The organism is Candidatus Methylomirabilota bacterium (assembly GCA_036005065.1).
Classification (GTDB): Bacteria; Methylomirabilota; Methylomirabilia; order Rokubacteriales; family DASRDR01; genus DASYQW01.
Genome location: DASYQW010000168.1, coordinates 1 through 21416, shown reverse-complemented (window position 1 = coordinate 21416; position 21416 = coordinate 1). Strand labels below are relative to the sequence as shown.

Below are 21416 nucleotides of genomic sequence, written 5' to 3'. Positions count from 1 at the left end.
GCCGGCGCATGGCGCTCTCGCCTCGCCCGCCGGACGACACGCCCCCGCTCGAGCTCGCCGCGATCACCCGAGAGGTCGAGGCCTTCGCCCGGGGGGCCCTCCCGCCGTGGGAAGCGGGGTACCTCGAGTACCACCGCCGCCGCTACCAGGACACGCTGAGGCTCCTGCCGGAGGGGCAGGGCCGGCGGCTCCTCGACGTCGGCTCGTTCCCCGGCCACCTCTCCGCCCTCGCCCAGGCGCGGGGCTGGGAGGTCAGCGGCCTCAACAACGACATCGAGGGCGCGGGCTTGTGGGCCGCGTTTCTCGAGCGGTGCCGCGAGCGGAAGATCGAGATCCTCGGCTGCGAGGTCGAGCGCGAGCCGTTTCCGGCGGCCACCGCGTCGTTCGAGGCGGTGCTCTTTTGCGAGCTCTTCGAGCACCTCCACTGGAACCCGTTCCACACGCTCCGGGAGATCTTCCGCGTCCTCAAGCCCGGCGGGCTCCTGATCCTGACCACGCCGAACCTGCGGCGGGCCGAGACGCTCTTCCGCTACCTCCACGACTGGGGCTCGCAGCCGCCCGTGAGCCGGACCTTCCGCGAGCTCTTCCCCTCCCTCCTCTACCACCGCCACAACCGCGAGTACACGGCGAGCGAGCTCGACTACTTCCTCGGCCGTCAGGGCAAGGACCTCTACGACTTCCGCCTGGACCGGATCTACTACTCGGACTGCCTCGACGCCGACCACGAGATCCCGGGTGTCCGCGGCCAGCGCGTCACGCCGCTCGAGCGGGCGGCCGCCCGTCTCCTCCGGCGGCTCGTCCCCGGGACGCGCGGGCAGCTCGTGGCCCGCGCCTGGCGCAGCGAGGCGACCCTGGTGGAGTGGGACGCCCTGGCCGGAGTCGAGGGCTTCGGCCCCCTCGAGGAGGACGTGCAGGCCGCCCAGGGCTTCACGCGCCGCCTGACCTTCCCCTTCCGCCTGACCGGGCCCCGGGCGGCGTTCGAGGTGCCGCTCCCGCCCGGCACCGGACCGGCGCTGGTCTCGCTGGTGGTGGCCCATCCGGACCAGGATGACGCGCCGCCCCTCTGGACGCGCTGGCGCCTGGACGGCCACCCCGCGATGACGCTCGAGCTCCGGCCGAGTCCGCGCGCCGTCCGGGTCCGGCTCCTCGTGCCGGCGGCGCTCGCCGCCCGCGGGGCGACGCGAGTGACGCTGGAGACCCCGACGTGGCGGGATCCCGGCCGCGGCGCCGAGCAGGGCTTCCACGTGGGGGGCCACTGGGTGCTCGTGGAGCGGCTGGCCACGCCCGCCGCCGTCCAGGCGGCGATCGAGCGCACGGCCGCCGAGCGGCGCGCGGAGGAGGCGTTCGACGGGTGGTGGCACGCGGCGGAGAGCCTCTATGTCCCCCATCGCATCACGGCGTCGTCGGTGGCGATGGGGCCGGGAGACGAGGCCCACCTGGGCCCGGGCTGGTACCATCGCGAAGACTGGGGGCGGATCGGCGCCGTGCGCTGGAGCGGCCCCGAGGCGGTCGCCTACCTCGCGAGCCCGGGCGCCCGCCGCGCCGTCCGCATCCGAGCCTACGCGGGGGACGCGAAGCTGGGGCCGGTGGCGGGGCGGATCCGCGCGGAGCACGCCGCGCCGGACGGGCCCTTCGCGCCCGCCGGCGAGACCGCCTTCGCGCTGCCGGCCGATGCCTGGACGGAGCTCGAGATGCCCATCCCGGGGGTGCCGGGCCGCGTGCGGGTCACGGTCGCCGTGGACCACCCCCGCGTTCCGCGCGAGCGGATCCCCGGGTCGCAGGACTCGCGCCGGCTCGGCGTCGCCGTCACGCGCCTCTGGCTCGCCTGAGCAGCCGGACGCAGGGCCTCTGAAGAAATTCCGGGCGGATGGGCTCGCCCTCCCACACGATTGCCCACCACCGCATGGTCCACTCCGAGCGGCGGCTTACCGCCGCAACCCTCCTGGGGGAGGTTCCGGAGGGGGCCGTCGAGGCCCCCTCCGGTTGAACTCACCGGACCTCGAAGCTCGCCTGGCGTCGTCTGACCACCCACAGCGGGCCCCCCGCCACCACGACCGCGAGGACCACCGCCGCGAGCGCCGGCCACGTCACCCGCGCGACCGGGGCGCCCGTGAGGAGCGCCAGGATGAGCCGGTCGCCGAGCCAGGCCGTGAGCGCCACGTAGGCGAGGCAGACCGCGGTCGTGAGGAGCCCCCCCGCGCTGGTGGCCAGGGCCTCGGCGCTCCGGCCCCGGAAGTCCGGCCAGCAGACGCCGAGGGCGAGCGCCACGGTCATGATGGTGAGACTCATCAGCGCGAGCAGGCCCGCGAAGAGGCCGAACCCGACCCCCGTGAGGCCGAGCCGCACGCCCCCCACCAGGCCGATTCCGCCGAGCCCGACGAAGCCGGCGACGCTGTAGAGCCCGAGGCGCGCCCAGAACACGGGCGCCAGCCGCACGGGGCTCGCGAAGAGGATCCAGGCGCTCCGACCCTCCAGGGAGAGCGCCGGGAAGACGAAGCGCAGGGCCACCGTGGTGAGGAAGTAGCCGGTGGCCAGGAGCGAGAAGGCGACGAGCCGAGCGGTCACGTCCTCCGTGCCCGCGCGCTCCGGCACGGGCACGCGGAAGAAGAGCAGCGTGTAGAGGGCCAGGAGGAAGGCGAAGAACGCCCCGCGTCCCAGCTCCTGGGGCGTGCGGGCCACGGTGAGGAGTTCCTTCTCGAGGAGCGCGCCGACCGGCCCGCGCAGGAAGACCGGGAAGGTCGGCCGGCCGTGCGGCGGAATCGCGGGTCCGGCCGGGCGCGCCAGCAGCACGCCCTCGGCCGCGCTCCAGATCACGCGCCGGAACAGCGCCCCGCCCCCCCAGTACGTCCCCGCCGCGGCCAGCACCGGCAGGACGAGGCTCCAGACGAGCGCCCGCCCGGGCTCGCTGCCCGCTCCCGTCGCCAGGCCGAAGACGGAGGCGGCGAAGGCATGGCTCGGCCATCGGGCGAACTTCTCCTCCACGAAGTGGAGCGCGATGGTCGTGCCGTTCAGCAGACCGGGCTCGAACATGGTGTTGAAGTCGGCGCGGGTGGGGACCACCGAGCGACCCACCAGGAGCCCGGCCACCACGAGCAGTCCCACGCTGAGCCCCACGATGCCCAGGCGAGAGCGGAAGTGGCCCAGGAGCGTCCCGAAGGCCATCGTCAGCAAGGTGCCGAGGCTCCCCGCGAAGACGAGGAACCCGGCGAGGAGCAGGGCCGCGACCAGGTAGAACCCCGGCGCCCGGTTGTAGCTCACGCCGAGCGCCACCAGGGCGGGGGCCGCCAGCACGACGAAGGTCCACGAGGTCAGGGCGAAGGTCTCCAGGCTGCGCAGCACGAACAGGGCGCGGAGCGGGGTCGGCGTGCAGAGCAGCAGGCGATTCTCGGCCACGCGGAAGAAGACGGTCGAGCCGGTCACGACCGCGCTCAGCATGCCGATGACCAGGACCAGGACGAAGAAGGCCTCCAGCGCGTAGAGGGTCAGCGGCGGGCCGGCCACCCCGAGCCCCGCCACCGCGCGGAACGCGCGGGTGAAGAATACGTACTCCCCGACCATGACCCCGGCGAAGACCGCCAGGAATCCGAGGGCGACGGCCAAACGGGCATCGCGCTCGCGGACGATCTTCAGGACGAGGTGGAGGCGCCAGCCCAGTAGGATGCCGACGACCCTCACGGCGTCTTGGCCCGCCGACGACCGAGGACGATGCCAGGCGAGGTCAGGTGGCCCCGCCCGAGCGGGCGCGGGTGAAGTGGAGGTACAAGGCCTCCAGCGAGGCCTCGGGCAGGCCGGCCGTCTCCCGGAGCGAGGCCAGATCCCCTTCCTGGATCAGCACGCCCTCGGAAAGAAGGCCCACGCGGTGACAGATGGCCTCGGCGAAGCCGAGGGTGTGCGTGCACACGAGCACGGCTCCCCCGTCTCGGGCGAAGCTCGTGAAGATCTGGCGGGCCGTGAGCGTGCTCTCGGGATCCAGCCCGACGATCGGCTCGTCGGCGACGAGGACGCGAGGCTCGTGCAGGAGCGCGGCCAGGATCGTCAGCTTCTGCTTGTTCCCGCGCGAATAGTTCTCGATGTACGTGTCGATGACGGCCGACAGCGGAAAGAGCCGGAGGAGCCGCTCGATCCGGGCGGCGCGCTCCGGTCGGGGGACGCCGTAGAGCTCTCCCATGAGGTGGAGGAACTCCCGGCCCGAGAGCTTCTCGTACACGAACGGCTCGTCGGGCAGGTAGCCCATGGCCCGCTTCGCGCGCTCCGGCTCCGCCCGGAGGTCCACGCCGGCGACCTCGATCCGGCCCCCGGTCGGCCGATAGAGTCCGGCGAGCATCTTGACCGTCGTGGTCTTGCCCGAGCCGTTCGGGCCGATGAGCCCGTAGATCGCGCCTGGCTCGACGGTGATGGACAGCTCCCGCACAGCCGTGAGCGCCCCGAACCGCTTGGTCAACCGCTCGAGCCGGAGGCCGCCGCTGTTGGCCGGAGGCCCGGTCGCGGCGCCGCTCACGGGGGGACTCTCGGATCAGCAACGTGATCGCGGCCGGTGCTCACGGGGCGGGCGACCGGAACTGGAACACCTCGTATCGGTCCCGGGGCCGGAGCGTCACGGTCTGGAGCTGGCCGTCGCGGTAGAGGCCGAGCTCCACCGCGCTCCCGACCCGGGTCCGCCAGAGCTTCTGGTAGAAGTCCTCGAGGTCCGCCACCCGATCGCCGTTCAGGCGCACGATCACATCGCCGTCCTTGAGTCCCGCCGCGTGGGCCGGCCCGACCGGCGAGACCCCGGCGATCACCACGCCGCCATCCATCGCCACCGCGCGGACGCCGAGCCACGGACGGGGCGGGCGAGCGGGGCGGCCCTGGGCGAGGAGCGCCTCGCGCACCGGCGGAAACAGGTCGATCGGGATCGCGAGATTCTCTCCCTCGAGCCGGAGCGACATGATCCCGACCAGGTCGCCGTCCGGGTTCACCACCGCGGCCCCACCGAAGGCCGGGTGCGAGGGGCTCGTGATCAGCGCCCGCTCGACGAGGTACTCCCAGTAGGCGACGAACCGCCGCACCATGGTGACGCGGGCGGAGCGCGCGAGCAGCCCGCGGTCCTGGCTCACGCCCACGACCGACACCGGCTGACCCGCCGACACTGACCCGGAGCGCCCCAGCATCGCCACGGGGTACGGGCCGCCGCCGATCGCGCGGAGGACGGCGAACCCGCTCTCGAAGTCGTGCCCGACCACGCGCGCGGCCGCCGTCCGGCCGCCGTGGAAGACGACGTCGAGGGCGCTCGCCTCCATGACGAGGTAGCCAACCGTGAGAATCGTCCCGTCGGGCTCGATGAGGACCCCCGACCCCCATCGCTCCGTGCCGAGCGTGGCGGCCGAGGGGCGGTGCGACGGGATGCGGGCCCGGATGCCCACGACCGCGGGGCTCACCCGGGAGACCGCGGTCGGGACTTCCTGGGCCCGGCCGGGGTCGAAGCGCGGGCTCGGCTCCCGGGTCGCGCCCCCGGCCGAGGTCACGGCGGCGACCGCCAGGGTGAGACCGAGGGCGGCCCGGCCGAGTCGCCTCACCCGCGAACCCGCGTCAGGCACGCTCGGATCATGGGAGGGGGCCTCGACGGCCCCCTCCCAGACCCACCCCCGGGGGGTTGCGCGGGCACCGCCCGCGCTCGGAAGGCTCGGATCCGGCCGTGAGATCTCGATCTGCCTGGCGGCCGGGCCGCGCGCCCAGCCGACCGGGGGGAGGCGTGCCCCGAACCGCGTAGATCAGCGGCAGACTGACAACCGTGACGGCCATCTTGATCGCGTACTGCCCGACGATCAGCGGCCCGAGCGGCAGCACGCCGGCGAAGGCCAGCGTCACGAACAGGACCGAATCGACCCCGGTCGACACCGCGTTCGAGACGAGCACGCGGAGCCAGCGGAAGCCGCCCACGGAGACGCGCCACCAGGCGAAGATCTCCGCGTCGACCATCGCCGAGCCGAGATAGGCGAGGAGGCTCGCTGCCACGATGCGCGGCGTGGCGCCGAGGACGCGGGCGAAGGCCGGCCCGCCGTCGAAGTAGGCCGGCGCCGGCAGCCACACGGTCAGCTGCGCGTACGCCGCGAGGAGCAGGTTGGCGCAGAACGCGGTGGCGATCACCTGGCGCGCCCCCTGCTTGCCGAGCCGCTCGTTGATCAGGTCGAGCAGCGTGAAGGTCAGCGCATAGACGAAGACGCCGGCTGGGACGACGACCGGACCCAGGACGACCGGCTTGCCCGCGGTGATGTTCGCGACCAGCTCGCAGGCGATGTAGAGACCGGGGACGAGGATCACGAGGGGTGACCGGACGGCTCACAGGCCACGCAGCCAGCTGGCCTGCCGGCTCGGCCGGCGACCCGGCGGGCGCGTGTCGTCGTCCCGGTCGGTGGCGTCCTCGCCGTCCGGGCTCGCCCCCGGCGGCGTCAGCGCGGTGGTGAGCCGATCGGCGAACGTCTCGGCGTCGAGCACGGCGGCTCCGCGGCGCTGGACCGCCTGCCGCACGGCGCGGTCGGAGGTCACCACCACCGCCTCCGGCCGCCCGGCGACCCAGCGCACGATGCGCTCGTCCGCGCGCTCGCCGTAGCGCGTGAAGCACACCGTGACGGGGCCGTGCGTCGTCTCCTGCTCGACCCGCTGACCCTGGGCCCAGGCGTCGAAGACCACGACCACGCGGCGCCGGCGGCGCTCCGCCCAGCGCACGAGATCGCGAACCAGGTGCGCTCGGGTGGCCGCCGAGGGCGCCTCCCCGCGGGCGTAGAGCAGGTTGTACCCGTCGACGACCACGGGGACGGCCATCTGTCCTCAGCGGGACAGGCGGGGCATCGCCTCCGCCTCGCCGCGACGCGGCGGCTCTCCGGGAGCGCCGTAGACGCGGCGGTAGTGCTGCCAGCTCGTGTAGACCCGCTTGACGAACGCACGCGTCTCGTCGAAGGGGATCTGGTCCACGAACTCCTCGAGGTCCGTCAGGCGCCGCTCCGCGAGCCAGCGCTGCACGCGGTGCGGCCCCGCGTTGTAGCTCGCCGCCACCAGGAGCGGCTCCGGGAAGCGCGTGCGCAGCTGCCCCAGATAATGCGTGCCGAGCGCGATGTTGACGGGCGGCTCCCAGAGTGCCGCCGGATCGGCGAAGCGGACACCGGCATCCGCCGCGACCAGGCGGGCCGTCTCCGGCATGAGCTGCATGAGGCCGACGGCGCCGACCCACGAGCGGGCGCGCGCGTCGTACGAGGACTCCTCCCGGATGACGGCGGCGACGAAGAAGGGCTCGAGTCCCGCCCGGCGCGCCGCCTCCTTCACGAGGTCGGCGTAGCCGAACGGGTAGAAGAGGCGCCAGAACTCGGCCCGGAGCCCCGGGGTGCCGGCGTCCGCGGCCCCGCCGAAGGATCGGCGGAGGTACCGGAGACTCCGGCCCGCTTCGCCGATCTGGGCAAACGCCACCGCGAGTCCCCAGGCGCGACCGGCCTCGACGATCGGATCACGGCCGAGCGTCTCCAGCTCGACGAGGGCGTGGCCCTCGAAGCCGAGCCTCCAGAGGGCCCGGCTCTTCTGGAACGCCCGCTCCGGCTCGAGCAAGGCGATCCCGTCGGTGGGGAGCTGGATCGGCGCCGCCACCGGCGTCGGGAGCGCGCCCCGGAGCCGACGCGCGGCGAGGAGGCCGTAGTAGGTACGAGGCGCCCGGCTCACGATCTCCCGGAAGAGCACGGCCGCCGCGCCTTTCTCGCCGCCCCCGTCGAGCGCGCGGGCGGACCAGTACAGGCCCGCCAGCCGGTAGGACGGGACGGTGGACAGCTGCCGGAACGCGAGGGCGGCTTCGCGGAGGCGGCCCGCCCGGTACTCGAGCCAGGCGAGCTCCCACCGCGCTGACGCAGCGGCGGCGCTGTCGGGGGAGGCCCGGACGAGCGCCTGGAAGCTGGCGCGCGCCGAGGCCGGCTTTCCGAGGTCGAGCTGAGTCCGGGCCAGCGCCAGCCAGGCGTCGGGCACCTGCGGCGAGTCGGGATGCTCGGCGAGGAGTCGCTCGAGGATGGGCACGGCCGCCGCCGCCTGATTGGTCCGCCGGAAGAGACGGGCCAGCTCATAGAAGAGCGACGCCCGCCACGGCGTGGCGGGTTCGGCGACGGCCGCCTGGAGGAGCACGATCCCGTCGGGCGCCCGCTGGAGCCGGCCAAGGGCCGGCGCCAGCCGCACGAGCGTCCGATGCCGCATGGCCGGATCGGGCCCCTGGGCGAGGAGCTCCTCCAGCCCCTTCGCCGCTGCGCCGAACTCGCTGGCGTCCGCGAGCCGTTGGGCGCGCAGGAGCTGCTCCTCCGCGCTGAGCGGCGGGATGGGCACGCCGTGGAGCGCGGCGAGATCCTCCAGCACTTCCCGCGCCACCTCGCCCCAGGTCGAGGCGGGGGCCTCGACCCACCGGCGCTTGAGATCCGCCAGCGCCTCGGCGACGAGCCCCTGGGCCGCCCGCGCCTCGGCCAGGCGCACGAGGACGCGCCCGGCTTCCGGGTGGTTCGAGGCCCGCGTGAGGAAGCGGCGCGCCTCGCGCTCGGCCTCGGCCCAGCGCCCGAGCCGGAAGGCCGTGTCGTGGGCGGCCAGCAGCGCCTGGGGGACGAGCGTCGAGTCGGGGAACCGCTCGAGGAACTGGCGGATGTGATCGAGGGCCGCGGCCTCCTCCCCGGCCCGGAGCTGGCTCTCCGCCGCGAAGAAGGCCGCGTAGTCGGCCAGGATGAACTCCCGGGGCAGGCTCTCGAAGGCCGCCCGCGCCCGGGCGAACTCGCCGCCGGCCAGCGCCTCGTGGGCCTCCCGGTAGCGCTCGAGCGCGGGCTCGAGCCGCCGCGAGTCCGCCGGAGCGCCCGCCGGCGCCCCGCCGACGAGGATCCCGCAGAGGAGGGCCACGAGCGCCGCCCGGTCCATCATGGACTCAGTCTAGCGCGGAGCCCCGGTGAGGCCTCATCGAAAGATGCTCCGGGTCGTCCGCTGGGTGTGCAGGATGCGATGGACGGCCGTGGCGTTGGCGCCCACGGCCACGACCCAGACAGCGGGCACGAGAAAGTCGAAGAGAGCGCCGGCGATCAGGACCAGCAGCCGCTCGCCGCGCTCCATGAGCCCGACCCGGCACTCCACGCCCACCGACTCGGCCCGCGCCCGGGTATAGCTCACCATGACCGTCCCGATCAGCGCCGCCAGGGTGGCGACGACGGCGCCGACCTGGTTGCGGGTGACGAAGAGGACGGCGATCCCCGCCAGGACCAGGAGATCCGAGTAGCGATCGAGCACGGAGTCGAGGAACGCCCCGAAGGGGGAGACCTGACCCGACACCCGCGCGAGCGAGCCGTCGAAGATATCCAGGAGGCCCGCCAGGGCCAGGAGCAGTCCGGCCACCCGCTGGCGATCCGCGGCGAACGCCACGGCCGCCACCGCCGAGCAGAACAGCCCGAGAACCGTCAGCTGGTTCGGGCGGACGCGGGGCCCGAGAAGCGTGCGGGCGACCGGGTCGGCGATCCGAGCGACCTGTTCTTTATACCGCCCGAGCACCGAGCCCGTCCCCCCCTTCCAGGGCGAGGCGGATGGCCTCGCGCAGGTGAGCGATGCGCGCCGGCGCCTCGACCTTGTGCCGCGCCGCGTCGGTCACGTAGAAGATGTCGAGCGCCTGGTCGCGCTCGGTCGAGATCTTCGCCGTCGTGATGTTGAGCCCCGCTCGCGCGAGCGCCCGGGTGATGAGATAGAGCAGACCGAGCCGATCGGGAGCCTTGACCTCGACGACCGTGTGGGTGTCGGAGAGCGAGTTGTCGACGGTGACCCGGACCAGTCCGTCGCCCCGAGGTGCCAGGGCCCGCCCCGCGCGCCGGGCGGCGAAGAGGCTCTCCACCGACTCGGCCCCGAGGAGCGCCCGGCCGAGGTCGGCGGTCACGGCATCCCAGCGGCGCTCCTCCAGGATCGCCTCCCCGGCGGCGTCGTTGACGTGGAACGTGTCGACGGCGATACCGTCGGCCCGGGTCTCGATCTCGGCCGACAGGATGTTGACGCCGTGCGCGGCCAGGGTGCCGGCGATCAGCGAGAACAGGCCCGGGACGTCGCGCGTGACCACGACCAGATCCGACGCCCCCAGATCCGGGTAGTGGAAGAGCTCCGTGGCCACCGGCTCGTCCCGCAGCCGGTCGATGAGCCGGAGGTGGGCCGCCATCCGCTGGGGAGACGTCCTCCGCACGTAGCGGTCGGACATCCCCTGAAGGTGGGCGGCGGCCGCCCCGGCGTAGCTCCCGTCGGCGAGGACCTGGACGATGCGGTGCGCGACCGCGGCCCGCCGGGGCGGTTTGGGGTAGCGCCCCGCCAGCCGCGTGCGGGTCCGGACGTAGAGCTCGCGGAAGAGAGCGCCTCGCCAGGCGTTCCACACCCCCGGGCCCACGGCCCGGGTGTCGGCGCACGTGAGGAGGTAGAGCATCGTGAGCCAGGCGGGGAAGCGCACGATGGCGGCCAGCCGCTCCACGGTCTTCGGATCGTCGATGTCGCGGCGCTCGGCCCCGTGCGCGAACACGAGGTGGTGCTGGACCAGGAACTCGACGGCCGCCGCGTCGTCGGGATCCAGGTTCAGACGGCGCGTGACCGCCTTGATCAGCGGGATGCCCTTGGCGACGTGGCCGGGGCCCAGGGCCTTGCCGATGTCGTGGAGGAGCACGCCCATCATCAAGAGCTCCGGACGCTCCAGCTCGGCGATGGTCTGGGCCAGCTCCTCCGACTCGGGCCCGTGCCCCGGGGCGAGGCCCTCCAGCACCTCCACCGCCAGCAGCGAGTGCTGATCGACGGTGTAGCGGTGGTAGTGGTCGAACTGGACGAGGCACGTGAGCGCGCCGAACTCGGGAAGATACGCGCCGAGGACCCCCGTGTCGTGCATGCGCCGGAGCGTTTCGGCCACCCGGCCCCAGGCCCCGAGGATCGAGAGGAAGACCCGCCGCAGCTCCGGCGAGGCCCGCCAGGCGTCGTCCTCCAGGAGGGGCGCCGCCTCCTCGAGGGCGCGCTCGAGGTCCGCGTCAAGCTCGCACCCGAGCTGCTGCGCGTGCCAGAAGACCCGCATGATCCGCGCCGGGTCCTTCTGGAGCGCGCCGGCTTCGGCCAGGTGGACTCGGCCGTCGTACACGATGAGACCGTCGGCCAGGGCCGCCCGCCGGCCGCGGCGGCCCACCGTGCCCCGGCGGGAGAGGCCTTCCTGGCACCGGGTGATGAGCCGCGCCGAGATCCGGTGAATGGTCCGGGCGTGACCATAGTAGTCCCGCATGAACGACTCGACGCCGAGCCGGAGGGCGTCGTCCCGGTAGCCGAAGCTGGCGGCGATCCGCGCCTGGAGCTCGCGCTCGAGCACGTCCTGCTTGGTACCGGCGAGGAAGTGCAGCTCGTTCCGGACCCGCCAGAGGAACGTCAGCGCCTCGTCCGTGGCCCCCCGTTCCTTCGGCGTCAGGAGGCCCTTTTCCTCCAGCTCCTTGAGGCTGCGGGCGCCGAACTTGGTGAAGGCGAGCCAGAGCGCGGTGTGAACGTCCCGGAGCCCGCCGGCCGACTCCTTCACGTTCGGCTCCTGCACGTAGACCGAGCCGCCGTGCTTGCGGTAGCGCTCGTCGCGCTCGGCGAGGGTCTGGCGCAAGAACTCGCCGTAGTCCTTCCGGTAGACCTCCTGGTCGAGCGTCCGCTGGAAGGTCGCGAACAGGCGGCGGTCGCCGGCCAGCAGGCGCGCCGCCTGCATCGAGGTCCGGCTCGGCAGGTCCGTTCGCGCGAGCGCGAGACAGTCGGCCAGCGAGCGGCAGGCGTGGCCGACGCGCAGCCCCAGATCCCAGAGCGTGTAGAGGATCTCCTGGGCCATCCGCTGGACGTAGGGCGTGACCTCGCCGCCGTGGATCAGCATGAGGTCGACGTCCGAGGAGGGGTGAAGCTCCCCCCGCCCGTACCCGCCCAGCGCGACGAGCACGAGCGGCGTCCGGGGATGCCCGGTGGCGCGCGCGTCCCGATCAGCCTGCTGGACGAGGAGCCGCAGCAACCCGTCCATGAAGGCGGCGTGGCTCCGGATGCTCTCCTCGCCCGAGGCGCCGTCGGCGTGCCGGGTCCGGAGTCCGGCGTAGGCCGAGGCGAGATGCTCCCGGAGAAGATCGAGGCGGAGGCGACGGCGGCGTTCGGGCCACTCGCTGGCGGGGCCGGTGTAGCTCCGCGCGAGCGCCTCTTCGGCACTCCGCAGGTGACGGGCAAACGTCTCCGTCATCGCGGTTTGACGCTAGCATGCCGGGTAGGGGGTGTCAAACATGCGAAGCGCGCGCGAGCCCGTCTGGCGCGGCGATTGACACGCTGCGGCGGCCCCGATATGATCCGCTCGGACGACCCAGCCGCGCCCACCGCCGAGCCGAAAGGAGCCGCGCTCCATGGTCACCTCCCGACGCCAGTTCTTCCGCGTCACCGCCGGCGGGCTCGCCGCCGCCACCAGCGTCGCCGGCCCGCGGCGCCCGGCCGCCGCCCAGACGGGCACCGTCAAGATCGGCACCGCCGTCCTCGGGGACTACTCCCTCACGGCGCCGACGCTGATCGCCCTCGACAAGGGCTACTTCAAGGCCCAGGGAGTGACCGCCGAGTTCCAGCCCTTCCGCGGGGGACCCGACCTCGTCAAGGCCGTCCTCGCCAACCAGATCCAGATCGGCATCACCGGCAGCACCGACGTCCCGGTCTTCCGTGCCGAGGGCGTCCCGGTGCGCTTCGTCGCCACCACCGTGGACGGCAACCACTTCACCTTCAACGTCGCGCCGGGGATCGCCAAGCTGGCCGAGCTCAAGGGCAAGTCGATCGGCGTGACCCGCGTCGGGGCCACCACCTGGATCTTCGCCGTCATGCTCGCCCGGCAGCAGGGCTGGGACCCCGAGCGCGACGTCAAGATCGTCGGCCTGGGCGGGCTCGACGCCCAGCTGGCCGCCCTCGCCCGCGGCGAGATCCACGCCTACGTCTGGGGCGACGGGGGCGCGGTCACCGAGCTCCAGGGGAAATCCCGGGTGCTGCTGCGCCTGGACACCGTGACGCCGAAGTGGATCAGCCAGTCGTGCTACTGCACGGACGACTACGTCAAGCAGAACCGCGAGGCGCTCGGCCGAGCCCTCAAGGCCCTCTTCCAGGGCGTACGGTTCATCCGGGAGTCGCCGAAGGAGGCGTTCGCCATCGTGGCCAAGACCCTCCAGTGGTCCGAGGAGGCCGTGAGCCGGGCCCATCAGATCTCGGGCCCGCTCCTCTCGAACGACGGCACCATCAACGTCGAGGCCGTCGAGGTCATGCAGACCACGCTGCTCGAGTTCAAGGCGCAGAAGCAACGGGTCCCGACCCAGGACCTCTACACCACGGAGTTCACCCCCGTCCGGCTGTAGGTCCCTTCGGGAGGTCTCGGAAGACCCCCCCGATGCCCCCCCCCGTCGTGGCGGCGGCAAAAGCCGCCGCTCGGACGCTAGTCGATGCATTCCGAGGGGGTCACCGGCCGCTGATGCCTCCGACGCGCTCCTGCGTCAGCGCCAGCGACTGAGGCGCCGGTTCAGGCTCTCCAGGGCCAGCACGACGCCCACGGAGAGGACCGAGACGAGGGCGGTCGCCGCGAACAGCTCGGCCGCCCGGAAGGCGTTGGCCATCGTCGTGAGCAGGAAGCCCATCCCCCGGATGCCCCCGAACATCTCCACCACCAGGACGCCGAGCAGGCAGAAGATGATGCCGAGTCGCATCCCGGCCAGCACGGCGGGCAGGACGGCCGGCAGGACGACCTTCCGGTAGAGCTGCCCCGAGGTCGCCCCCATCGAGCGCGCGACGAGGAGGGGCTGGCGATCGATGTCGCGGACGCCGCCGATGACCAGCAGGCAGACGGGGAAGAACCCCTGCAGCGTCCCGTACACGATGGCCGGCGCCGTCCCGAGTCCGAAGACGAGCATGATCCAGGGCAGGACCAGGATCTTCGGGAGGGCGTAGAGAGCGACCAGGAACGGGTTCAGCACGTCGTAGAGGTACCGCACGGTCCCGATGACGAGCCCGAGGCCGACGCCCAGGCCGACGGACAGGACGTAGGCCACCACCGTCTTGCCGAGGGTCTCCCCGAGCAGCCGCCCGGCCTCGGGGCCGATCACGCCGAGCGCCCGCGCCACCGCCGAGGGCGCGGGCACGAACAGGGGGTCCACGCCGCCGAGCCGGACGATCGCCTCCCAGCCGGCGACCAGGATGGCCAGGGAGGCGAGCTGGGCAAGCCAGCGGGCGCGCCGGGTCACCCGCGTGCCCACCGGCGGGCGCGCGCCTCGCCGAGCGCCGCCACCCCATCGATCGCGATCACGAGGATCAGCGCGAGGATGGCCAGCGCGGCGTACTCGGCCGTGCGCAGAAAGCCATAGGCGTAGGTGATCAGGTACCCGAGCCCGGCCCGCGCCCCGAGGATCTCGCCGACGATCACGCCCACCACGGTGAGCGCGAGGCCGGCGCGGAGGCCGGCCAGCAAGGTCGCGGTCATGGCCGGCAGCATCACCTTGACGAAGCACGTCCCGGTCCCGGCCCCGAGCGCCCGCGCCACCGTCACGAGCTGGCGGTCCACCGAGCGGATGCCGGTCAGCACGGCCAGCACGATCGGGAAGAACCCGAGGAGGAAGCCGAAGGCGATCTTCGACGCCGGCCCGAGGCCGAAGAAGAGCATGAGCGAGGGATACCAGACCACGCTCGGGATCGCGTAGAGTGCGGCGAGAATCGGCTCGTAGACCTCGCCGACGGCCCGCGGGAGCCCGAGCAGGAAGCCGAGCCCGAGGCCGACGCCGACGGCGAGGGCATAGGCGACCAGCACCTCGACCACCGTGAGCCACAGGTGCTCGGGCAGGCTCGGATACGTCTCCAGGCGGACCACGCGGCTGAGCGCGGGCAGCACTTTCGAGGGCGGGATGAAGAGCAGCGGGTTCTGGCGGCCGGCCCAGAGCTCCCAGACCCCGAGGATCGCCAGGAGGACGGCCGCCCGTCCCGCCAGCACCCTCACGGGTGCCCAGACCCGCGCGGCCCCGCGCCCCGGGGCCTCACAGGCCCGACTCCATCGCCCGCATCGACTCCTCGCGAATCTGGTCCCAGAGCGCGGCCCGCAGCGCGGTGGCCTCGGGGCTGTTGAGATCGCGCGGCCACGGGAGCGCCACCTCGAAGCTCCGCTTGATGCGTCCCGGCCGGGCGGTCATGACGACGACCCGCTGGGAGAGCATGATCGCCTCCTGCAGGCTGTGGGTCACGAAGACGACCGTCTTCCGGGTCCTGGCCCAGATGCCGAGCAGCCATTCGCCCATCAGGAGCCGCGTCTGTTCGTCGAGAGCGCCGAACGGCTCGTCCATGAGCAGGATGGGGGACTCGAGGGCCAGCGCTCGGGCGATGGCCACGCGCTGCTTCATCCCGCCGGAGAGCTCCCGGGGGTAGCGATGCTCGAAGCCGCGGAGCCCGACCGGCTCGAGGAGCCCGCGGGCGATCTCGCGGCGCCGCCCGGCCGGCATGCCCTGGAGCTCGAGCCCGAACTCGACGTTCTCGAGGGCGGTCCGCCAGGGGAAGAGTCCCGGATCCTGGAAGACCATCGCGACCTTGCGCGGGTCCGGGCGGCGGGTCGGCTCGCCGTCGAGCCGGACCTCGCCCGCATCCGGCGCGACGAGGCCGCCGATGATCGAGAGGAGCGTCGACTTGCCACACCCCGACGGTCCGAGCACGGTGACGAACTGCTGCGGGTCGACGCTCAGCGAGATCCGCTCGAGCGCCGGGACGAAGCCATCGCGCGTGGCCCAGCGCTTGGTGAGATCGCGCACCTCGATGTGGGGTCGCGACATGACAAGGATGGTACACGAGAGGTATCGCCTCATGGGAGGGGGCCGTTGATCGGGCGGGCTTCGCCCGTTGGGGCCCCCTCCCAAGCCTCCCCCAGGAGGTTCCGCGGGCAAAGCCCGCGCTCGGAGCGCTCCTCGGTGCAGCGCACGGCCGGTCGCAGGCGGCCGGGTTCATTCCGACGCGCCATCGGCGGCGACGAGTGCCTTGACAGCCCCGAGGAGCCTCCGTACACTCCGACCGCCATGCCCCCCCGCTGGCGCGCGGTGCTCGCTCGTATCACCCCGTACGTGCCGCCGCCGCCGCTCGATCGGTTCCAGGCCGAGCTGGGCCGGCCGGTGGTCCGGCTGTCTGCGAACGAGAACCCGCTGGGCCCGTCGCCGCGTGCCGTGGAGGCGATCCGGGCCGAGGCCGGACGCATCCACCTCTATCCCGATGGCGGGGCCCCCGCGCTGGCCGAGGCCGTGGCGGCCGCGCTGGGCCTGGCTCCGGCCCAGCTCCTCTTCGGCAACGGCGGCGACGAGATCCTGACCCTCATCGCGAAGGCGCTTCTCGAGCCCGGCGATGAGGTCGTCGTCCCCGACCCGGCCTTCGAGCCCTACACGACGACGGCGCTGCTCGCCGGCGCCACCGTCGTGCCGAGCCCGCTGCGGGAGTACGCCATCGACCTCGACGACGTCCTGGCGCGGGTGACGTCGCGGACCAAGCTCGTGTGCCTGTCGAGCCCGCACAATCCGACCGGCATCGCCCTCCGGCGCGGGGACTGGGAGCGGTTCGTCGCCGCCTGCCCCGGGCACGTCCTGATCCTTCTCGACGAGGCGTACATCGATTTCGTGGAAGACCCGCCGGCGGTCGCCGATGGGCTCCGAACGCTCGCGGCGCGGCCGGACGGGCTCGTCCTCCTCCGGACCTTTTCCAAGATCACCGGCCTGGCCGGCCTCCGGGTCGGCTACGCGATCGGCTCGCCGACCACCATCGCGGCGCTCGAGCGGGTCCGGGAGCCCTTCAACGTCGGTCGCCTCGCGCAGGTGGGCGCCACCGCGGCGATCGGGGATGCCGCCCATCGGGAGGCGACCCGACGGGTCGTCTGGGCCGAGAAGCGCCGGCTCTACACGGCGCTGGGCGAACGCGGGCTGTCCTATGCCCCGACCGAGGCGAACTTCCTGATCGTGCGGCTCGGGCGTGACGCGGGGCCGGTGGTGGCGGCGATGCGCGGACGGGGCGTGCTCGTGCGTGACGGCGAGGCCGTGGGTCTCCCGGGACACCTCCGGATCAGCATCGGCACCGCCATCCAGAACGACGCGATGCTGGGAGCGCTCGACGTCGCGCTCGCTGGGTGAGGCTCGCGCGTCGCCTGGCCATCAGGCCGGGCGTGCCGCGGCCGCGCCGGGGCGGCCGCGTCCTCCGGGTTCCAGGAGCGTGTCGGAGTAATCCGCAGCGGATGACGCCGATCACTGAATGCGTCGAGTAGCGTCCGAGCGGCGGCCTTTGCCGCCGGGCCCACCCACCCAGCCCAAAAGGTGGGGGTGGGCGCCCTGTCGGAGTAACCCGGCACCTCACTCCGAGCGCGCGTCGCGTCGGGCAGCGCTCCGAGCGGCGGCTTGCCGCCGCAACCGAGGGGGGGCATCGGGGGGGTCTTCCGAGACCCCCCCGAAATGGCCTAGCGGGCCTTCTTCGAGACGACCGGGGTCGCGCGGGCCCGCGGGCGGATCTTGTCGCGCGCGACCGTGCGATCCGCGTCGCGCGCCGCGAGCGCGGCCCGCTCCTGCGCCGCCCTCTCGAGGATCGCCACGCGCTCGCCGAGCGCGGTCTTCTCGGCCGTCACCGCGGCCAGCCGCTTCTCGAGCAGCTCGACTTGCCGCTGGCCTTCCTCCGCGCGAAGGCGCATCGTCTCGGCATCCGCGCGCAGCGCGTGGGCCTGCGAGGCCAGGGTGTGCTCGCGCCCCGCGGCCTGCTGCCACTGGTAGCCGACGAAGATGACCGCCAGGGCCAGCACGACGCTCAGGATCGGCGCCCACGAGCGTCGGCGCGGCTCCTCCTCGTAGAGCTCGTCGAGTTCTTCCTCCGGCGTCTGCGGCTTGAGCTCCTGCTGGATCGGCATGCGCACCTCCTCTGGCGCGATTCTACGAACCGGCCCGGGGCATCCCCAAGGAAATTCGCCGAGCCTTGGCGGCGCGCCCCCTTCCGCGCTATCATGCTCGGCGATGCCGGAGTCACCCGTCGCGCCCGGCCTCACGCGCTTCTTCGACCGCCTCGTGCGAAAGAGCCTCGGCGACCTCACGCTGGGGGGGGAACCCGTCGCCGACTACCTGGCCCAGCTTCTCGCCCGCTTCGCCCGCACCGACCAGCTCCATGCGGTCCGCGACACCGCCGGCCGCCCGCTGGCCTCCGTCGTCGAGATGCTGCTGGAGGTGGAGCGCGCCTGGAGCTTCGAGGAGCCGCACTTCGACCCCTTCCGCGAGCGCGACATCCGGCGGCACATCGGCGACTACACCCTCTTCATGCTGGGCATCTTCCGCGAGTACGTGGAACGGCGCGCCAGCCTGGGCCTCTACGTGCGCGAAGGCAAGCGCGCCTACCGGGTGGTGGCCGACTTCGAGCGCGCGGCGCTCACGCCGAAGGCGCGCCTGTTCGCCGCCCTGTCGGCCGAGTTCGAGGACTACGTGATGGCGCTCCAGTACATGAAACGGGTCTACCTCCGGCCGGCCGAGGCGCCGGCCGCGCTCCAGCCCACGGTGCGCCTGCTGACCGAATGGTAGCGGCGGCCCTCGAGGCGCTCGTCGGCCAGGACCCCGGCGACGAGGCGGTGGCCGCCGCCCTCACGACGATCCCGGCCGCCGAGCTGGCTGGCGCGCTCCGGCTCCTCGTCCGGACGCACGGCGAGGCGGCCCTCCCGGTCCTTCGCCGCTGCCTCGACGCCCGGCCCGAGTGGGCGATCGCGGCGGCCGAGGCGCTGGCGGCCCTGCCGCGACCGGAGGCGGCCGCCACGCTCGCCACCGCCGAGGCCGCCACGCCCTCCAAGGCCGTGCGGACGGCCGTGCGCCGCGCGCTCTACCGGCTCCGCCAGGCCGGCGTCACGCCGCCCGCGCCGGTCCCGCGGCCGGCCGCGGCGCCGCCGCGCCCCATGCTGCGACAGGCCTGGATCTCGGCCGTCGATGGCACCGGCTCGCGCGGCTGCTGGCTCGTCCTCGAGGGACCCTTCGGCGAGCGGACGCTCCTGTCCGGAGTCCTCAACGATGTGGCCGGGGTCCTCGACTTCACCAGCGGTCCGATCGCCAAGAAGCGCCTGGACGAGCGGATCCGGCAGATCCGGGGCGAAAGCCCGCTCCCCTGGGTCGAGGTGCCTCCCGGCTGGGCGCTTCAGCTCTTCGGCGAGGCCAGCCGCGCGAGCCGGGCAGCGGGCCGGACGCTTCCCGGCGAGCTCGCCCGCTGGCTCGACACGTTGGGTTCGGCCGAGCCGCCCGAGACTCCGCCGATCCATGCGGGATTCCCGCCCGGGGAGGTCACCGCCGACCCGGCGGTGCTCGAAGGCTCCGGGGACCTCCTGGCCCTCTCCGAGATGGCGGGCTGGTTCCTCGACCCGGCCGCCGTGCAGAGCGAGGCCCTCGAGCTGCTCCAGGCCAAGGAGAGCCGACTCGTCGTGAGCGATCAGGTGAAGGAGGAGCGGCGGGCCGCGCTCGTCGACCGGCTAATCGAGACTCACCTCGGCCCCGAGGCGCGCCGGCTCTGGCAGCGCCGGCTCGAGGAGCAGAGCTGGGTTCTCCTCGAGACCGGTCGGCGCGTCGAGGCCCGGCAGGCGCTGGCCGTCGCCCTCGCGCTGGCCGACGCCGAGCGGGCGGCCCGACGCATTCCCTTCGTCCGGGCGCTCGTCGAGCGGAGCCTGGAGATCGCCGGCGAGGTGGCGCTCGGGCGCCTGCCCGCCGACCGCGTCAGCCGGGTGCCGCGCCCGCCCGGCGTGGCTTCCGGCTGAGCGGCGCCGGGCGCCGTGCCAGGCTCCCTGACCGACGTCGCCGGACTCCTCGTCGGCCACGCGTCCGATCCCGTCGGCCTCACCGGCTGCACGGCGATCCTCTGCCCCGGCGGCGCCGTCGCCGGGGTGGAGATCCGCGGCTGGGCCTCGGGCGTGCTGGGACTCGACGTCCTCGATGCCCGGCACCTCGCGCGCGAGATCCACGGCGTCGTGCTCGCGGGCGGCAGCGCCTTCGGGCTGGAGGCGGTATTCGGGGCGATGGCGCACCTGGAGGCGCGCGGGATCGGGCTCCCGACGCCGGCCGGCGTCGTGCCCTTGGTCGCCGGCGCGATCCTCTACGACCTCGGCCTCGGCGATCCCCGGGCGCGCCCTGACCGCGCCATGGGGCAGCGGGCCGCCGCGGCCGCCACGGCCGACCCGGTGGTCGAAGGCTCGGTGGGGGCGGGGACCGGCGCGTCGGTGGGAAAGCTGTTCGGCCTGGCGTGCGCGATGAAGGGCGGGCTCGGGACGGCGAGCCGGCGTGTCGGGGCCGCGACCGTCGGAGCGCTCGTGGCCGTCAACGCCTTCGGCGACGTCCGCGATCCCCGGACCGGCGCACTCCTGGCCGGAGCGCGGGACGCGCCGGCCGGGCGCCGCCTCGTGGACACCGCGCGCGCCCTCCGGGGCGGCGCGCCCGTGCCCGGTTTCCGCGGGACCCACACGACCATCGGCGTGCTCGGCACCGATGCGCGCCTGACCAAGCTCGAGGCGACCCGTCTGGCGGCCATCGCGCACCTGGGGCTCGCCGCCAGCCTCTCCCCGACTCACACTACCGTCGACGGGGACACCCTCTTCTGTCTGGCGACCGGAGTCGCGACGCCCGAGCCGCTCGACGGCCTCGGTCTGGCCGCGGCCGAGTGCGTCGCCGAAGCCATCGCACGCGGCGTGCAGGCGGCGACCGCGCTCGGCGGGCTTCCCGCCTGGCGCGACATCTCCGCCGGCCAGGACGCCACACCGATTTAGGCCCGGGCCGAACCCCCAACACGGGAGACCCGCGATGCCCCTCTACAGCTTCGAAGGACGACGCCCGCGCGTCCATCCCGAGACCTTCATCGCCCCGACCGCGACCCTCGTCGGAGACGTCAGCGTGGAGGCGGGCGCGTCCATCTGGTACGGCGCCGTGCTGCGGGGCGACTTCTCGCCGATCCTCGTGCGGGCAGGCGCCAACGTGCAGGACGGCGCGGTGGTCCACACGACCCCGACCGGGGCCGTCGAGATCGGCCCCGGGGCGACGGTGGCCCACCTCTGCGTCATCCACGCCGCGACGCTCGAGGAGGAGTGCCTGGTGGGAAACGGAGCCATCGTCCTCGACGGCGCCCGGATCGGGGCCCGGAGCCTCGTCGCGGCCGGGGCCGTCGTCCCGGCCGGGATGATGGTTCCTCCCGGTATGCTGGCGGCGGGGGTGCCGGCCGAGGTCAAGCGGGCCCTGGGCGGCACCGCCGCCGAGCGCTGGGTCCAGGTCAATCCCTCGGCTTATCAGGCGCTCGCCCGCCGTCACCGGGCCGGCGTCGCGCTGCTCGCCGAGTAGCCCGCCCTGAGGCGGTCTGGTAGAGTGGCCCCATGGCCGGACGCGTCATCCCTTTCCGGCAACCCG

The 21416-nt window shown here is 73.7% G+C and carries 19 protein-coding genes; 7 read left to right on the top strand and 12 right to left on the bottom strand.

Features of this window, described 5'->3' with window-relative positions; genetic code table 11:
- Positions 1–8 precede the first annotated feature (8 nt).
- Positions 9–1829 (top strand): class I SAM-dependent methyltransferase, encoded by a 1821-nt coding sequence (locus VGW35_12210; protein HEV8308423.1) that lies wholly within the window; start codon positions 9–11, stop codon positions 1827–1829.
- A 160-nt stretch (positions 1830–1989) separates the two neighbouring features.
- Here VGW35_12210 and VGW35_12205 read toward each other — a convergent pair whose 3' ends face one another.
- From VGW35_12205 to glnD, 8 genes are read right to left on the bottom strand one after another with little or no spacing between them, the layout of a single operon-like run.
- Positions 1990–3675: a hypothetical protein gene (locus VGW35_12205; GenBank protein ID HEV8308422.1), complete on the bottom strand. Its 1686-nt coding sequence runs from the start codon at positions 3673–3675 to the stop codon at positions 1990–1992.
- Positions 3676–3718: 43 nt separating this feature from the next.
- The gene (locus tag VGW35_12200) at positions 3719–4498 is read right to left on the bottom strand and encodes an ABC transporter ATP-binding protein (protein HEV8308421.1); all 780 of its coding nucleotides are present in this window, start codon (positions 4496–4498) and stop codon (positions 3719–3721) included.
- Positions 4499–4538: 40 nt separating this feature from the next.
- Complete coding sequence (locus tag VGW35_12195; GenBank protein ID HEV8308420.1) at positions 4539–5576, bottom strand: S1C family serine protease; 1038 nt, start codon at positions 5574–5576, stop codon at positions 4539–4541.
- A gap of 7 nt (positions 5577–5583) precedes the next feature.
- A complete protein-coding gene (locus VGW35_12190) occupies positions 5584–6300 on the bottom strand; it encodes a queuosine precursor transporter (GenBank protein ID HEV8308419.1) in 717 nt (238 codons plus the stop codon).
- A gap of 18 nt (positions 6301–6318) precedes the next feature.
- On the bottom strand, positions 6319–6801 hold the full coding sequence (locus tag VGW35_12185) for an NYN domain-containing protein (protein ID HEV8308418.1): 483 nt from the start codon (positions 6799–6801) through the stop codon (positions 6319–6321).
- A 6-nt stretch (positions 6802–6807) separates the two neighbouring features.
- Positions 6808–8907: a transglycosylase SLT domain-containing protein gene (locus VGW35_12180; protein ID HEV8308417.1), complete on the bottom strand. Its 2100-nt coding sequence runs from the start codon at positions 8905–8907 to the stop codon at positions 6808–6810.
- Positions 8908–8940: 33 nt separating this feature from the next.
- Positions 8941–9525, bottom strand: a complete 585-nt coding sequence (locus VGW35_12175) for a CDP-alcohol phosphatidyltransferase family protein (GenBank protein HEV8308416.1) — start codon at positions 9523–9525, stop codon at positions 8941–8943.
- Positions 9509–12232: a [protein-PII] uridylyltransferase gene (gene glnD / locus VGW35_12170; protein HEV8308415.1), complete on the bottom strand. Its 2724-nt coding sequence runs from the start codon at positions 12230–12232 to the stop codon at positions 9509–9511. Before glnD ends, VGW35_12175 begins: the two co-directional genes overlap by 17 nt.
- Before the next feature lie 157 nt (positions 12233–12389).
- Between glnD and VGW35_12165 the strand changes: the two genes are divergently transcribed.
- Positions 12390–13373 (top strand): ABC transporter substrate-binding protein, encoded by a 984-nt coding sequence (locus tag VGW35_12165; GenBank protein ID HEV8308414.1) that lies wholly within the window; start codon positions 12390–12392, stop codon positions 13371–13373.
- 135 nt (positions 13374–13508) lie between these two features.
- Here the strand turns inward: VGW35_12165 and VGW35_12160 are convergent, their stop codons facing one another.
- From VGW35_12160 to VGW35_12150, 3 genes are read right to left on the bottom strand one after another with little or no spacing between them, the layout of a single operon-like run.
- Complete coding sequence (locus VGW35_12160) at positions 13509–14264, bottom strand: ABC transporter permease subunit (protein HEV8308413.1); 756 nt, start codon at positions 14262–14264, stop codon at positions 13509–13511.
- The gene (locus VGW35_12155; protein HEV8308412.1) at positions 14249–14998 is read right to left on the bottom strand and encodes an ABC transporter permease subunit; all 750 of its coding nucleotides are present in this window, start codon (positions 14996–14998) and stop codon (positions 14249–14251) included. Before VGW35_12155 ends, VGW35_12160 begins: the two co-directional genes overlap by 16 nt.
- Before the next feature lie 37 nt (positions 14999–15035).
- Complete coding sequence (locus VGW35_12150; GenBank protein ID HEV8308411.1) at positions 15036–15818, bottom strand: ABC transporter ATP-binding protein; 783 nt, start codon at positions 15816–15818, stop codon at positions 15036–15038.
- Between the two features lie 240 nt (positions 15819–16058).
- On the opposite strand from VGW35_12150, the gene hisC reads away from it, so the two are divergent.
- Entirely contained in the window at positions 16059–17153 is a 1095-nt protein-coding gene (hisC, locus tag VGW35_12145) for a histidinol-phosphate transaminase (protein HEV8308410.1), read from the top strand.
- 320 nt (positions 17154–17473) lie between these two features.
- Here the strand turns inward: hisC and VGW35_12140 are convergent, their stop codons facing one another.
- Positions 17474–17914, bottom strand: coding sequence for a hypothetical protein (locus tag VGW35_12140; GenBank protein HEV8308409.1), 441 nt, complete (start codon positions 17912–17914; stop codon positions 17474–17476).
- Between the two features lie 103 nt (positions 17915–18017).
- On the opposite strand from VGW35_12140, the gene VGW35_12135 reads away from it, so the two are divergent.
- From VGW35_12135 to VGW35_12120, 4 genes are read left to right on the top strand one after another with little or no spacing between them, the layout of a single operon-like run.
- Entirely contained in the window at positions 18018–18572 is a 555-nt protein-coding gene (locus tag VGW35_12135) for a hypothetical protein (protein HEV8308408.1), read from the top strand.
- Positions 18566–19783, top strand: a complete 1218-nt coding sequence (locus tag VGW35_12130) for a hypothetical protein (protein HEV8308407.1) — start codon at positions 18566–18568, stop codon at positions 19781–19783. Before VGW35_12135 ends, VGW35_12130 begins: the two co-directional genes overlap by 7 nt.
- A 15-nt stretch (positions 19784–19798) precedes the next feature.
- Positions 19799–20785: a P1 family peptidase gene (locus tag VGW35_12125; protein ID HEV8308406.1), complete on the top strand. Its 987-nt coding sequence runs from the start codon at positions 19799–19801 to the stop codon at positions 20783–20785.
- A gap of 34 nt (positions 20786–20819) precedes the next feature.
- A complete protein-coding gene (locus VGW35_12120; GenBank protein ID HEV8308405.1) occupies positions 20820–21350 on the top strand; it encodes a gamma carbonic anhydrase family protein in 531 nt (176 codons plus the stop codon).
- Positions 21351–21416 lie beyond the last annotated feature (66 nt).